Source organism: Flavobacterium sp. KH_035 (genome assembly GCF_057839565.1).
On record NZ_CM174492.1, the window covers coordinates 3,153,408 to 3,168,269 of the forward strand.

At 37.2% G+C, this 14,862-nt stretch carries 8 protein-coding genes; 3 read left to right on the top strand and 5 right to left on the bottom strand.

Annotated elements, in window-relative coordinates; genetic code table 11:
* Positions 1 to 18 precede the first annotated feature (18 nt).
* The 3 genes from AC3IS6_RS12950 to AC3IS6_RS12960 all read left to right on the top strand — a co-directional run bounded on the left by AC3IS6_RS12950 (position 19) and on the right by AC3IS6_RS12960 (position 4,536).
* Positions 19 to 1,938 (top strand): LysM peptidoglycan-binding domain-containing protein, encoded by a 1,920-nt coding sequence (locus AC3IS6_RS12950; protein ID WP_489159904.1) that lies wholly within the window; start codon positions 19 to 21, stop codon positions 1,936 to 1,938.
* A gap of 94 nt (positions 1,939 to 2,032) precedes the next feature.
* Positions 2,033 to 4,135 carry a PBP1 and LysM peptidoglycan-binding domain-containing protein gene (locus AC3IS6_RS12955; RefSeq protein WP_489159905.1) on the top strand — a complete coding sequence of 701 codons (2,103 nt, stop codon included), beginning with the start codon at positions 2,033 to 2,035 and terminating at the stop codon, positions 4,133 to 4,135.
* Entirely contained in the window at positions 4,135 to 4,536 is a 402-nt protein-coding gene (locus AC3IS6_RS12960; RefSeq protein ID WP_263360347.1) for an OsmC family protein, read from the top strand. Before AC3IS6_RS12955 ends, AC3IS6_RS12960 begins: the two co-directional genes overlap by 1 nt.
* A gap of 76 nt (positions 4,537 to 4,612) precedes the next feature.
* Here the strand turns inward: AC3IS6_RS12960 and AC3IS6_RS12965 are convergent, their stop codons facing one another.
* The 5 genes from AC3IS6_RS12965 to AC3IS6_RS12985 form a co-directional block, all read right to left on the bottom strand.
* A complete protein-coding gene (locus tag AC3IS6_RS12965) occupies positions 4,613 to 6,469 on the bottom strand; it encodes a glycoside hydrolase family 35 protein (RefSeq protein ID WP_489159907.1) in 1,857 nt (618 codons plus the stop codon).
* Between the two features lie 87 nt (positions 6,470 to 6,556).
* A complete protein-coding gene (locus AC3IS6_RS12970) occupies positions 6,557 to 7,912 on the bottom strand; it encodes a Gfo/Idh/MocA family protein (protein WP_246253196.1) in 1,356 nt (451 codons plus the stop codon).
* A 99-nt stretch (positions 7,913 to 8,011) separates the two neighbouring features.
* Positions 8,012 to 9,337, bottom strand: a complete 1,326-nt coding sequence (locus AC3IS6_RS12975) for a DUF3472 domain-containing protein (protein WP_489159909.1) — start codon at positions 9,335 to 9,337, stop codon at positions 8,012 to 8,014.
* A 99-nt stretch (positions 9,338 to 9,436) separates the two neighbouring features.
* Positions 9,437 to 11,134 carry a RagB/SusD family nutrient uptake outer membrane protein gene (locus tag AC3IS6_RS12980; RefSeq protein ID WP_489159910.1) on the bottom strand — a complete coding sequence of 566 codons (1,698 nt, stop codon included), beginning with the start codon at positions 11,132 to 11,134 and terminating at the stop codon, positions 9,437 to 9,439.
* A 10-nt stretch (positions 11,135 to 11,144) separates the two neighbouring features.
* Complete coding sequence (locus AC3IS6_RS12985; protein WP_489159911.1) at positions 11,145 to 14,225, bottom strand: SusC/RagA family TonB-linked outer membrane protein; 3,081 nt, start codon at positions 14,223 to 14,225, stop codon at positions 11,145 to 11,147.
* Positions 14,226 to 14,862: the final 637 nt, after the last annotated feature.

Below are 14,862 nucleotides of genomic sequence, written 5' to 3' on the forward strand. Positions count from 1 at the left end.
TTTTTAAACCTACTATTTATGAGAGAATTTTTAACGTTTTCTCTTGTCTTTGTTTTGTCTTTTAACAAAATAACTGCGCAAGATTCATTTATTGAGCATAAAATTCAAAAAGGAGAAACCGCCTATTTTATTGCCCAAAAGTACAAGGTTTCTATCGAAGAGATTTACAAATTCAACCCCGAATCACAGAGTGGAATCCAAGACAATCAGATTATTAAGATTCCTGTTCACCCGGTTGAAAAAACAAACCCCGGTCAGCAAATTACTCACATTGTTGGCGCAAAAGAAACCCTTTTTGGTTTATCGAAACAGTACAACGTTTCAGTTGAATCGCTTCAAAATGCAAATCAGACGATTCTTGCCAACGGACTTCAGATTGGTCAGGAATTAGTTATTCCTCAAGGACTGGCAGATCTTTCCAAAAATGAAAGTACAACATCTTCAAAAGTAAACCATCAGGTTGTTGCTAAGGAGTCCTTATTCAGCATTGCCAGACAATATAATGTTTCGGTGCTGGATTTAGAAAATCTAAACAAAAATCTTCTTCAAAATGGATTACAGATTGGTCAGTCTATTGCGATTCCAAACAAACGAAAAACACTGGATGGGCGAGTTCGTGTCATTAATCAGGAAACTGTTTTTCATGTGGTAGAGCCTAAAGAAACCAAGTTTTCGATTGCTAAAAAATACGAAATCTCAATTGATCAGTTAGAGTCTCAGAATCCTGAAATCGTAAACGGACTGATTGTAGGGAACAAGTTAGCAATTAATACTAAAGGAGTAAAGCCGACAAACGAAAGCGAAGAGTTAATGTTGGCTCTGGCTGAAAAGCAGGTGGTGGTCGAAAAGACAAAAGCTAAAACGGTTGAACTGGAGGATTTGAAAGACCGATTGGTTGTTCAGAAAGAAATGAATCAGAAAATCATAAAAATTAACGATCTGAAAGTGAATCTGAATGACATGAACGGTTCCAAAGAGAATTCAGTTGAAAAGTTGCGATTGGTACTGGAAGCTAATAAAAATGTTCAGGATATTTTAATGGCAAAACTGGATTCGCTGGTCAATACAATGAGTAACGATCTAGTCGATTTAAAGAGAATGGATGTTCTAAATATCGACGAATCAAAAAGACTCGAAAAACGATCTTATGAAAGTATCGGAAAAACCAATGAGTTATCGTCTCAGTTGAAGAAAGAACTGGCCGAGAATAGAAAGGCATATGCCGGTTTAATGAATAAGGTAGAGAAAATTGCTGTGGAGGAAAACCAGGAATACAAGAAGAAAATCCGTGAAAGTGAAAAAAATAATACTACAACTTCACTGCTGCAACGTCTTTCCCTGGAAGAAATAAAGCGTTACAAAATAGAGCAGGAACAAGGGGATGCCCAAAATCAGCTTTTGATTGCTAAGATAGATTCGCTGGATACTCAGAAAAAGATTGAAGTAAAAAGACATATTAGCAAAGCATCTTATTATAGTATGGAAGCCCGAAAGTTTGATGATAAGGTAGCTTTGGTTAAATTAAAAAAGTATCAGGATCAGGCGATTAAAAATCAGAAAAAAACTGGTGTAACAGAAGATTCGAAGATCGTTTCATCGGAAGAAATGAAGCGCGAGTTAAAGGAAAATCCGCTTAGAAAAGACAAAACGATAAAGGTTGAAGTTTTTGATAATCTTAAAGAAGTTTCAAACGGCTATTACTTAGTTTTAGGTATATTTACAGACGCAACGCTAAGAGACAGGTTCATTATGAAACTCATTGATTCGGGCGATTTTAACGCCAGTTTCTTCTTTAATATTAACAGTCTTTCGTACTATGTCTACTCAGATAAGTACCAAAATATGGAAGAAGTTTTGTATCAATGCAAGAAAAAGGAGGAAGAGGAGTTATATAAAGAGGTTGTTATTGCTAAGGTCGAGATTGATCTTAGGGAATAAGCAGTGTAGAAATAATAAGTGGCAGGAATCTTGCTTTAAAGAGAATTTTGTAACTTGTTATTGAAATTGAAATTAAATTGTTTTAAGCTTTATTATGAAATATTATTCAACATTATTGTCTCTGATTTTTTTTGCAACCAGTTCCGCATTTTCACAAGAAAAAGTGGTAAAGTACACGGTTTCAAGCGGAGAAACTATTAATCAGATTGCCGTAAAATTTAAGGTTACGCCTTATGATATTTATTCATTAAATCCGGATGCCAGAAATGGTGTTAAACCGAATACGGTTTTATTGATTCCAACCTCCGGTACTAAAGCGGCGGTAAAAACTGAGGTTACTTCCGTGAAGAGTTCGACCCCGGGAAAAACAGTTACGCATGAAGTGCAACCCAAAGAGACTTTGTTTGGGATTGAGAAAAAATATAATGTTTCGGATGAAGCTTTAAAAGCAGCCAATCCTTTTTTGGTAAAAGACGGCTTGCAAATTGGACAGACTCTTACGATACCATCAAAAGGAAGTGCGGTAAAAGCAGCAGCTTTGACTCCTGCCAAAACGAAACCGGCAGCTCCGGAAAAGTATGTTTATCATGATGTGGTGGCAAAAGAAACTAAGTTTTCGATCGCAAAACAATACGGAATCACAATTGAAGAATTGGAAAAGCGCAATCCTGAGATTGTTTCAAATTTACCGGTTGGTTATCGTCTAACGATAAAAGGAACAGCTCCTAAAACAGAAACTTCTGCCCAGGCTGTGACTAGTGTTGTTAAACCGACAGAAGTTAAGAAACCGACAGAAACCACTAAAAAAACAGTTTCTTATATGGATTATCAGGTAAAACCAAAAGAAACTTTTTATAGTTTAACACACACTTTTCATATTACTCAGGAAGAATTAACAGCTTTAAATCCGGCACTTTCTGAAGGGGTTAAAGAAGGAATGGTTTTAAAAGTTCCAGCGGGATATTTAGCGCCAGTGCCTATTGTTGTGCAGGAAAAACAAGAACAACCACAGCAAAATATTGAAAAAGTACTGGAAAATAAAAGTACGGGAGGGATACAAATTGTAGACAAAGTAAAATCTGAAACGGTTTCTGTAAATCCTGAGGTGGTTGAACTGACTAAAAAACGTGGACAAACAGATCGTCAAAAACTGGTTTTATTGTTGCCGTTTAATTTGGCTAAAATGCAAAATGATACCACAAGTTCAGCTACCAGAATTAAAAACGATAAGTTCCTGAATATGACTCTTGATTTTTATTCGGGAGCTTTAATGGCGATCGATTCTGCGAGAACTTTAAAATTACCAATAGATGTTGCCATTTATGATTCTCAGGAAACAAAAAACAGTTCTAATATTTCGGGTTTAATCGCTCAGAATAAATTGCAGGATGCCAATGCTGTAGTGGGACCTTTTTATCAGAGTAATGCCGAATCTACTGCCAATACATTGCGTTTGTATAATATTCCGGTGATTTCGCCATTGTCAAAAGATAAAGCGAACCCGATCGATAATTTGTATCAGACCATTCCATCAAACGATATGGTTAGAAATGCTATGTTTGAGTATATGCGCGGCAAAAATGGAAACATTGTTGCGGTTGTAGATAAAAAGAAAGAATCGGTTATCAGTTACATCAAGCAAAATCAAAAAGGAGTTGTGTTTGCAAGTCTGACAGAAACCGGAGCTTTGGATGTGGCCAATTTAAAAAGTTTATTATTGCCTAACCGAATGAACTATGTGGTAATGGAAACAGCCAACACAGCCATGGTTAGAACCACTATTAAAGCTTTGCTTGATGCTCAAAAAACCTGCCAGGTACAATTGGTTGTTTTAGAGCCCAACAGTACGCTGGACTCAGATGAAATTAGTTTTGATAGTTTAATAAAACTAAAATTGATGTATCCGTCTGTTACGCGTGACAGCGACGATCCGTCTGTTTTGATTTTTGAGAAAGAGTACCGATTGAAGAATAAAGTGAATCCAAATACGTATGCGACAAGAGGATTTGATGTCACTTTTGATACCATGATGCGTTTGGTTCAGGGAAAAACATATCAGGAAACAGCCGATTTAATGACAACGGAACAAGTTGACAATAAATTTCAATTTTATAAAAAAGAGGATGGTGGGCACGCAAACAAAGGCGTCTACATTTTATATTACGATAATGATTTAACTTTAAAAGTAGCAAATTAATGACATCAAAAGTAACCTATTTAGGCGATTTAAGAACAAAATCAATTCATGTGCAATCCGGAAGTGAAATCATTTCGGATGCGCCGGTAGATAATAACGGAAAAGGAGAAGCTTTTTCTCCAACAGATACTGTTGCCAATGCTTTAGCCAGTTGTATGATGACGATTATGGGGATTAAAGCTCGTGATCTGAACGTAAATCTAATCGATTCAACCGCGGAGGTAACAAAAATAATGAATGCAGAGCCTAGACGTATAGGAGCGATTGAAATTGTTTTTGAAATGAAAGGAGATGCCGATGAAAAAAGCAAAACAATTTTGGAACGTGCTGCAATGACTTGTCCCGTATTTTTAAGTTTAAATACTGAAATAGAAAAGAAAATTACTTTTAACTGGAAGTAATTTAAAATTCAATATTTAAAATCCCAAATTCCAATTTTTGTTGGAGTTTGGGATTTTTTTTGAAAAACAGAGAATTTTATTGCCCGTTTTCGGGTTTTAAATCCTCTAAAATCGGAGTGCTAATTGTTTTTACCTCCTTCTGAATTTTCCCGTTTTTCTGTTCGAAAATTTGAATGGTGTTTTTGCCTTTTTTAAGCCAGCAACCCGGAACATATAATGTTTGCTGTGGGCCAACGCTCCAATAGCGTCCAATGTTAATTCCGTTTAGAAAAACAATTCCTTTACCCCAGTCGCGCATGTCCAGGAAGGTATCCCCGGTTTTGCTCAGATTAAAAGTTCCCTGATATAAGGTAGGGCGGTCTGTTTTTCCTGAGTTTTTGTAAGTCGTTAAATCCGGTTCCTGAGCCATTGGTAATTTGTACATTTTCCAATTTCCGGTAATGGTTTCACCATTAATTATTACAGGACTAATAATTCCTTTATTGTTGGCATTAATTTGAGAACCGTAATTAATACGTCCCATATTCTCCACCAGAATATCTAATGTGGCGTTAAAAGGAACTTCAATTTCGCAATCGTATTTTTTATAGTATCGGTTCAACTCGGCTACTTTTTTGCCGTTGACATACACTATAGCGTAATCGCGTAATCCTTTTAGTTCTAACTTCCCGCTAATAGGCTGAGTAAATCTTTTGCTGTACCAAACGTAACCGTCTCCCTGATTTAGCTGTTCAAAGGTGAAAGGATTGTCCGCAGTTACAGGGGGGATTTTAGACTTTAAATCGGCTAAATCAACGGCTTTTGTTATTGCTATGTTCGGAATAGTGATAATGGGCATTTTTGCCGGAACAGCAGGAGTTTCATTTGTTTTGAGCAGGGCTCTTAACGCATTGTATTTTGGGGTCGCCCAACCCGCCTCGCTAATTGGGGCGTCATAATCGTAAGAAGTCATGTCGGGTTGAATGTCATGTTCCTTATCATAATTGGCTCCTGAAGTAAAGCCAAAATTAGTTCCCCCGTGAACCATATAGTAGTTGAATGAAACCTGATTGTTCAAATATTTTTGTGTTTGATCAACTGTTTCCTCGGGAGTTTGTGTCGGGAATGGTTCGGCCCAATGATCCAGCCAGCCCGGGTAAAATTCAGCCACCATATACGGACCTTGCCCATTATTGAATTGGTTAACCACATTTTTTAGTTTTGTAATATCACTTTCTCCATTTGCAGTTGGCAATGCACCGGGTAAAGCTCCGCCTTCAAACAACCAGCTTCCGTCTGAAGTAAAAAACGGAACTTCGAAACCAATATCTTTTAATTGCTGAAAAACGGCAGCACTATATTTTTTATGCTCCTCAAGCGGAATGTCTTTGCGTTGTGCTACGTAGGATCCAAATTCATTCTCGCCCTGAACCATGATAATTGGGCCTCCTTTGGTGATTTGTAAATTCTTAACCTGATTGTATAATTCAGTAAAATAGGCTTTGGTTGCTGTTAGATAAGCTGTGTTATTCCCGCGAATGACCATATTGGGTACGTTTTGTAAGAACCACGGATAACCTCCAAATTCCCATTCGGCACACACATACGGACCCGGGCGTAAAATTACGAATAAACCCTCTTCCTGAGCTGTTTTAATGTATTCGGCCAGGTTTTTATTTCCGGTTTTGAAGTCCCAGATTCCCGGTGCTGTTTCATGGTAGTTCCAAAATACATAGGTTGCCACGGCATTTAAACCCATTGCTTTCATCATTTTTAAACGATGACGCCAGTACGGCTGAGGAATACGGGAGTAGTGCATTTCTCCTGAATGAATTTGTATGGGTTTTCCGTTGAGGAGGAAATTTCCATTGGCTATAGCAAAACTTTGTTTTTCCTGTGCGGTTGCACACAATGAGAGAAACAAAAACAGAAATGTAAAATATATTTTTTTCATCTTTTATTTTTAATTAGTGTTGGCTATAATGAACAAGAGAGCACTATAAATTGTGCCCTCTTGTTTCTACTAACTAACCAATAAATTTTATTCTGAAAATTCTAATTTTTTCAACTTGTTCCATCCGCCACGTGTAAAATCAGGAATTTCTACAGGAGCAGAACCATTGTCAAGAGAAATTTCTGTTAATGGACCTAAACAAGACCACTCAGCTAAATCATAAACGTCCATGTCTAATGGAAGCCCTTTTTGCAGACAGTAAATCAAACGGTAATCCATTACGAAATCCATTCCACCGTGACCACCAACTTTTTTAGCCTGCTCTTCGATATTCTTTACGATTGGGTGTTTGTATTTTTCCATTAATGCTTTTTTCACATCTGCCGGAACAAAAGAGTGTGCGCTTAATTTCTCGTGATTTGGTTTTACATCGTCACCTAATGTTGCACCGTCTAAAGCATATCCTTCTAATGGATATTTGTTAGCAAAACCTTTTGTACCGCTTAATTGATACATTCTGCTGTACGGACGAGGAGAAGTAACGTCATGCTGAATCTGGATTGTTTTTCCGTTTTCAGTACGGATCATGGTCATCGTGTGATCTCCATTTCTGAAGTCTTTAATTTCTTTTCCGGATTTTTCTTTGATATATGCCGGATTTCCAACTGCTTTAGTATCCATAGAAACTAAGAAGTTCATTTTATCACCACGATGAATGTTTAGAGCCTGACAAGCCGGGCCCATACCGTGTGTTGCATAAATATCACCACGGTGTTTGATATTGTAATCCATTCTCCAGTTGTTCCAGTATTCTCCCCAGAAAGGCTGAAGTCCGTGAATATATGACCCTTCAGCGTGAAGAATTTCTCCAAATAAACCTTGCTGAGCCATGTTTAATGTAGTAAGTTCGAAGAAATCGTACACACAGTTTTCAAGTTGCATACAGTGTTTACGGGTTTTCTCAGAAGTATCAATAAGCTGCCAGATTTCTTCCATTGTCATTGCTCCGGGAACTTCTATGGCTACGTGTTTACCATCTTTCATTGCCTGTACCCCAATAATAGCGTGATGTTTCCAGTCGGTAGCGATGTAAACTAAATCAACATTTGGTAAAGCAGTAACTTTTCTCCAGGCATTTTCGTCACCGTAGAATTCCTGAGCTTTAGGAAATCCTGCTTTGGTTAAAGTTTCGTTTGCTTTAGAAGTGTTTTCCTGTGTCATATCGCACAAAGCGACAATTTCGACACCTGGAATATGTGTCATACGTTCTACTGCTCCAGGGCCACGCATTCCGAGACCTATAAAGGCAACACGAACGGTAGGTATTGGTGTTGTTGCCAAACGCAAAACGTCGGTTTGACCTTTTGCACGGGCAGGTGTTTTGGTTTTAATCATTTGTGCCGATGCGTTTGTTCCTCCAAACAGAATACAGGCGGCTAACATGAATTTTAAAATGCTAGTTTTCATAATAGTTTAATTTGATTTGAAATGATTGATAATCTAAAATCCGATTATCGGGGATTATTGTTTTATGAGTATTTTTTATGGTAATGTATTAAAATTGATTTCCGGTTTTTTATTGGTTAAAGCTTTTGTAAAAATAGTTTTTGGAGTTGTATAATCATTAAAAAAACCTCCATTTTTTAGATAAAAGAAACCATTTTCGGTACCTCCGGCAAAATCCATTCTGTATTCTTTTGCACCGGTATTGTCGTTTGTGAATCGTGCCGAATTGATTTCTGACCAGTTGCCTTTGTCGTCGCAAACCCATTGGTTGTTAAAAAGAACTTTACGGGATAGATCGCCCTGTTCGGGAATAAAGTTTTCCAGAAAAGAATGGAATCTTTTTAAGTAGGTGTTGGTTTCCGGACGGTTAAAGCTGGCAATTAAGAGCCATTTATTCAATTCCGGAGCATAAAAATAAGCTGTATAGGTGGTCGTATTATTACCAGCTGGAAATCCACGAAGTAAAAACTTATAGGTGTTTCCGGCTTTCCAATTATATTTTAGATAGCTTTGTCCTCCCGAACCTTCATTTCCGAATTCGCCGGTGTGTACATTTTCTCCTTTTTTTAGCATTTTAATTTTGTGAGTTTCGGGAATGCTGGCAGGATCATCGGTCGTAAACGGACTCCATACAGAAAATAAAATTCTTCTTTCAGTAGCTGAGTTGACCTGAATTCCAAAGTAACCTTCTCCAAAACCATTTGCCATAAAGTAAGAACCAATTTTGTCTTCGTTTTGAGGAACGGTAATTTCGTTGTAGTACCATTCGCTGTTGGTGTTTTCAGGTACCTGATAATTTAAATGAACAGAAGCTCCTCGGCGTCCCCAGTGGTAAAAAGCTCCTTCGTTGTTAGGTACATAAGAGATTTTGCCATCAAAATCAGCACTTGCAATCGTTAAACGACTAATAGACGGGAAACGATCGCCGGTTTTACTGATTCCTTTTATTCTGACAGCAACATATCCTTCTTTTTTAAGGTTCCAGGTTCCAGCTATAACAGCCTTTTTTGAAGTGGTGAAATTTACTTTCTTGGATTCGTTATTGATTGAAAACTCTAATTCAGCTTTTCCATAAACTTCGACAGATTCTTCTACTGTAATTTGAAATGTTCCCGCTTTAGAAATTCTGAAATAAGCGGTAAAAAATTCGCCAGAGTCGGTCCAGTTTTCGATACCGTTGTCTGTAATCGTATTAGTTCCATCTAAGTGTTTCGAACTATAAGCATTTCCTCCAAGGGGCAGGGAAATTGTCGTTTTTGGATTTTCTATGATTTCACTTTTCGGCGGTGCATCATCATTGCTGCCAGCACAGGAAGTTGAAATAAGAAAGGAAGCAAAAAACAAGTACAATATATTTTTCATTTTTTGAGATTAAGTGATGATACTTTAAGCAGTTATTTTTGAAATGCCTCTCTAATCGATCCAATTAGAGAGGCTTCAAAACAAACAATAAATAAAAAACTATGGGTTTTGTGTTAAAGTCCCAGGGTAAGCATTAACTTCAGATTGAGGAATGTATTGTACTACACGCAGACTCGTTGCGGGAACGTCATTCATTGGTAAATGAGGGCCAGGGTAACGGCGTGTCATTGTTTGACCGTTTCTGTAAACGTCATAACCGCGATGTGCTTCAAAAGCCAATTCTAACTGACGCTCTTCATCAATACGCTGTACAGCGTTTGTACTGTTTAAAGAAGCATAACCTCCGCCAACAATTGCTCTTTCACGAATGATGTTCAGATTGGTCAAAGCGTTGGAATAATCTCCTTTTTTAGCATAAGCTTCTGCCATGTTCAGGTACATTTCTGCCAATCTTGAAATAATAGGCGAGTGCAGGTGTGAATCATTATTTTGTAAAGAACATTTGGTAATATAAAACATTGGATATACGCGGTTTAAAAGCATCATATAGTCTTTCTCACCCGTATAGGTTTTTCCCTGATATACAATAGAGTATTGATTTTCAGCTGCATTTACAACGGTAAGGTTGTAATCTGTAGTTCCAATTGTGATAAAATATGATCCATCAGCTTTTGTTTTTAAAGGCTGTTGCACATAATTGTATCCGGTTTGTGTACCGCCGGCATTGAAAACATCTGTTATAAAGCGAAAAGCCTCTGTTTTATTTCCACTGGCGTCTTTTGTATATTGCGGATCAATAAAGGCCCAACGAGCGTCTTTTTTGAGTCCGGCTTTTCTCAATAAGTCAAGGTACTCTCCACTAGCATACATTTCTCCCCATCCTTGTCCCTGGATATTGGCATACATTCCTCCAATTCCATAGTAATGATCAAATCCGGAATATTCTGAAGCAACTCTTTTTATTGCAAAGATAGTTTCTGTTTGTTCAGCAGAATCCGGTGCATAAGTGTTGTACTTCATAAAATTGGCACGGCTTAATAAGCTGTATCTGCCACTCATGATTACTTTTTTAGCATAATCAATAGAAAGCGTTGCATATTCCTGATTTGGAGTTTCATAAGTACCACTCATGTACAAATATACTCTTGAAAGCATGGCTTGCGCTGCCTCTTTGGTGGCATAAGTAGCTGCTTTTCCTACGGTCATTAGTGCTTCTGCTTTTTTCAAGTCGTTAATAGCCTGGTCGTAAGTTGTTTTTACGGTAGAACGATCCGGAAGTCTAAGATTGTTAAGATCTGCCGGTAAGCCGTTTACAATTGGCACACCTAAATTGGTTTCAGGCGATTGAGCATAAGGTCTTCCGTACGTGCGGCACAAGTAAAAATAAATCATGCCTCTTAAGTAATAAGCTTCCCCTAATTGCTGGTCAATAGCAGGGCTTTCACCTTCTTTAATAGAAATTATCAAATCACTTGATTGCGAAATAATTTTATACCCATTGTTCCAGAAAGTAGATAATCTATTATTGTCAGGAACATGTTGATAGGAAATAAAAGAGTAAAAGTGATCGGTAGAAGTTCCTCTAATCATGATGTTATCTCCAGGATATTCTCCAACGCGGTGCATGACATCCGACCAGCCTTTTAGTTGTGCGTAACATCCGTTTAACAATACTTCTACAGAAGCTTCTTTATCTTGTTGTATTTTATCTTTTGTATAGGAAGAAAATGGTTCTCTGTCTAACTCACATGAGCTCAGAAAACTAATTGCAAGACCTAATAGTAATATCTTTTTCATGATTTTGATTTTATAACGTTAAGTTTAACCCTAATGTAATTTTACGTGTTTGTGGATAAATATCTGAAGCTACGCCCGAAATTACATATTGTTCAGTCGCGCTGTTCCAATTTGGCGATAACTCAGGAGTTACACCTGAAAAATGCGAGATGGTAAATAAATTTTCTCCAGTTATAAATAATCTTAAGTTGGTAATATGTAAATGTTGCAACGGTATGTTATAGCCCAAAGAAAGACTTCTCATTTTTAGATAGGTTCCTGTTTCTAAGAAACGGGAAGAAGATTTTTGTGAGTTGCTTGGATTATTGTAAATCGCTTGTGGATGTGTAGCAATATCACCCGGTTTTTCCCAACGGCTCCATCCACTGTGCAGATTCATTTGGTTTCTGTCTGAATAAGCACCATCTGAGTCAAATTCTGATCTTGCATAGTTATAGATTTCGCCTCCAACTGAATAGCTGAAAATGGCTGCAAAATCAAAGTTTTTATAGTTTAAGCTGGTTGAGAATCCTCCGAAGAAATCGGGAGTATAGGAGCCCATTACTTTTTTAAATTTGGAAGCTTCGCCATAACTATAGGTTTTTACACGTTCACCGTTAGTATTTGTAGTAAACCATTGTGGTTTCCCATTCTCAGGATCAACACCAGCCCATTCGGTAAGGAACCAACTGTCTACATCGTAACCAGGTTTCCATAATTTGTCAGCAGCTCCTGATATACCACTACCATCAGGGGCGATTATTTCTTGTTTGTCACCATACAGACGTGTGACTTTATTTTTATTAAACCCAATATTGGCGTCAAATGACCAAACAAGATCTTTAGTTTTGATAATATCTACGTTAACTGAGGCTTCGAACCCTCTGTTGTTTACTGCCCCAACGTTTCTCCAGATACGAGTTACTCCGATAACACCCGGAAGTGGAACCTGGTACAATAAATCAGAAGTATCTTTATCATAATAATCTAAAGTAATATTTACTCTCTGGAAGAGGCTTATGTCTAGACCTACACCGGTAGTGAATGTTTTTTCCCAGCTTAGATCAGGATTTGCTAATTGTGAAATTAAGGCACCGGGATTTTCATCATAACTTTCTTGAAAAGAGTATAACGGCAGGTGACCGTATAAGCTGTTTGGACGATTTCCGACCGAACCATAACTGGCTCTTAGTTTTAAGTTATTCACCCAATCCGCTTTAAAGAAAGCTTCATTATGGATATTCCATCCACCACTAATAGAGAAGAAATTACCATATTGTGCATTTTTACCAAAATTAGAAGCTCCGTCACGTCTAAAAGAAAATTGTGCCAAATAGCGATTATCATAAGTATAATTTACATTTGATAGTAAGGATTGTACAGCCCATTGTTTCTTGTTTCCGTTTACAGCTTCAGGTTTGGCAGCTGGGTCTGTTACACTAATTCCGGGAGGAATTCCTGTTGCAATTGCCTGCGTTTTTTTAAAGTTATATTCATTCCATTCATAACCGGCAATAGCATTTACATTATGTACGCCAAATGACTTGTTGAATCTTAGTAACTGATTTGTGTATAATTTGTTATAGGTTTCAAATTGGTCTTCTATTCTACCTTTTACAGCTAATGCCGAGGACGATCTCGGATCCGAATAGGCAGTTGAATTGTAATTGTCGAAGATGTAATTGTTTACAGATGAATACGTCAGCCAGTTTGTTAATTTTACATCGAAATCCATATTGGCACGAACAGTGTATTTTTCCGATTCAGAATAATTCCATTGTAAATCATACAAATAGTTAGACCCGGTCGTATTTACCCAAGTTGGGTTAGGTGCATTTCCTACTAATGATCCGTCCGGTAAATAAGGACTGTCCCAAGGCAGGTTGCGGTACATAGCGCCTACACTATGTTGTTTATCGTATACTTTTTCTCGGGTTAAATTGATCTGTGGTTTTATAGTCAGCCATGAAATTGGTTTGTATTCAAATTTCATCAAACCGTTATATCTCTTATAATCGTAGCCAATTATAGCACCAGTTTCATCATAAACGCCTAGGGAAACATAACTTTTGAAGTTTTCTCCACCGCCACTAATTGATAAGTTGTAATCCTGAGCAATCCCTGTTTTAGTACCATTTTTCCACCAGTCGTAGTTTTTGTTTCTTAATTCAGGAGTCCACCACCAAACATTTTGAAAATCTTGTTTGTTTGCAAAAGAATCATAAAAGTCATATAATTCAGATCCGTTCATCATTTTAAGATTACCATTGTTTACGGTCGACATCGCTGTTCTTGAAGAGAAATTAATGATTGATTTCCCTGCTTTACCGCTTTTTGTGGTTACTACAATTACGCCATTGGCACCTTGTGAACCATAAACAGCAGTAGAAGCCGCATCTTTAAGAACGGTTAAATTTTCGATGTCAGAAGGATTCATAGGCGGAGAACTGTTTCCAACGATCACACCGTCTACCACCCATAGAGGGTCAGTGCTTCCGTTTACAGTACTTCTACCTCTAATAACCACTTTTGAGGCACCGCCAGGCTGACCTCCACTGGTACTAACAAAAACTCCAGTGGCTTTTCCTGCCAGTAAGTTTTCGACATTGGGAGTGGTGACATCCAATAGTTTTTTATTGTCTAAAGTCTGTAGTGACCCTGTTAAGCTTTCTTTTTTTACTTTACTGTATCCCACGATAACAACTTCATCCATTTGCTGTCCGGCTTCCTTCATAGTCACTTTAATAGCGCCGTTTCCAGCCGGGATTTCCTGATCCTGCATTCCTAAAAATGAGAATACTAAAATGGTGTTGGCATTTGGTATCTCGATTGCAAAACTTCCGTCGATATCCGTTTGGACACCAGTCTTGGATCCTTTTATTATAACATTTACACCGGGAATTGGAATTCCTTTTTCATCCACAACTTTACCCTTTACTATTTTTTGAAAGGCCAGTAAGCTGGTTTTGTTTAAAGAAATCTCTTTTGAGGGAGCAGCAGTTGTAATTTGAAAAGTTACGGACAACAAAGTACACAATGTTGTTTTTAAACTTTTATCAAGTACTGTCTGCAACTTTAAAATCTTAGGATTTTTTGAAAGTGCTTCTTTCATGCTCTTGTTTGGTTTTGGTTAATGATTGTTTTTTTGTCAAGTTGTTTTTTTGCCGTAATTGGTATTTGAAGTGTTCCTTTTTTATGGCTTAAGAATCGAATAAAAGAGGCTTAAAACATAGGATTATTCCCACTCAATGTTTTTATTACTTGACGAAACTATCGATTATATTTTTATTAACCAAGAAAAAACATGAAAAATGTGCTCGAACACACAAAATTTGTGTTCTCGAGCACATAAAATTGCACAAAACGTTTTTTTTAAACTAAAAAAGTAGTGTTTTGTTAAAATAAAAGGACCGAAAAAGAATAGTTCGACATTTATATTGTCAAAATGTAAATATTCTATTTTTAAGTTATTAAAAAGAGTTGTGTTTAATTTTGTGAATTTCGTAATTGCTATCCCTTTATGTTGATAATAAAGTAAGTTTTCTATTGTTATTCTGTAGAGTCGTTTCAGCAGGATTTTTGCCTTTTGAGGATGAATTTACTTTGAGAGTAGTTATGTTTTTGTAGCAAAAAAAGGATTCAGTCTATAGGTAAAAAAGATCAGGATTAGGAAAGTGTTTTGAGTCCGATTTTAGGAATTCAAGAGGCAATTTTTTTGGAAGCGAAATTCTGAAAAATGAGAAGAGAAA

Excerpts from the sequence above, each read along its gene's own strand:
- AC3IS6_RS12965 (WP_489159907.1), bottom strand. The coding sequence starts at position 6,469 with ATGAAAAAAATATATTTTACATTTCTGTTTTTGTTTCTCTCATTGTGT.
- AC3IS6_RS12975 (WP_489159909.1), bottom strand. The coding sequence starts at position 9,337 with ATGAAAAATATATTGTACTTGTTTTTTGCTTCCTTTCTTATTTCAACT.
- AC3IS6_RS12955 (WP_489159905.1), top strand. The coding sequence starts at position 2,033 with ATGAAATATTATTCAACATTATTGTCTCTGATTTTTTTTGCAACCAGT.
- AC3IS6_RS12970 (WP_246253196.1), bottom strand. The coding sequence starts at position 7,912 with ATGTTAGCCGCCTGTATTCTGTTTGGAGGAACAAACGCATCGGCACAA.
- AC3IS6_RS12985 (WP_489159911.1), bottom strand. The coding sequence starts at position 14,225 with ATGAAAGAAGCACTTTCAAAAAATCCTAAGATTTTAAAGTTGCAGACA.
- AC3IS6_RS12950 (WP_489159904.1), top strand. The coding sequence starts at position 19 with ATGAGAGAATTTTTAACGTTTTCTCTTGTCTTTGTTTTGTCTTTTAAC.
- AC3IS6_RS12960 (WP_263360347.1), top strand. The coding sequence starts at position 4,135 with ATGACATCAAAAGTAACCTATTTAGGCGATTTAAGAACAAAATCAATT.
- AC3IS6_RS12980 (WP_489159910.1), bottom strand. The coding sequence starts at position 11,134 with ATGAAAAAGATATTACTATTAGGTCTTGCAATTAGTTTTCTGAGCTCA.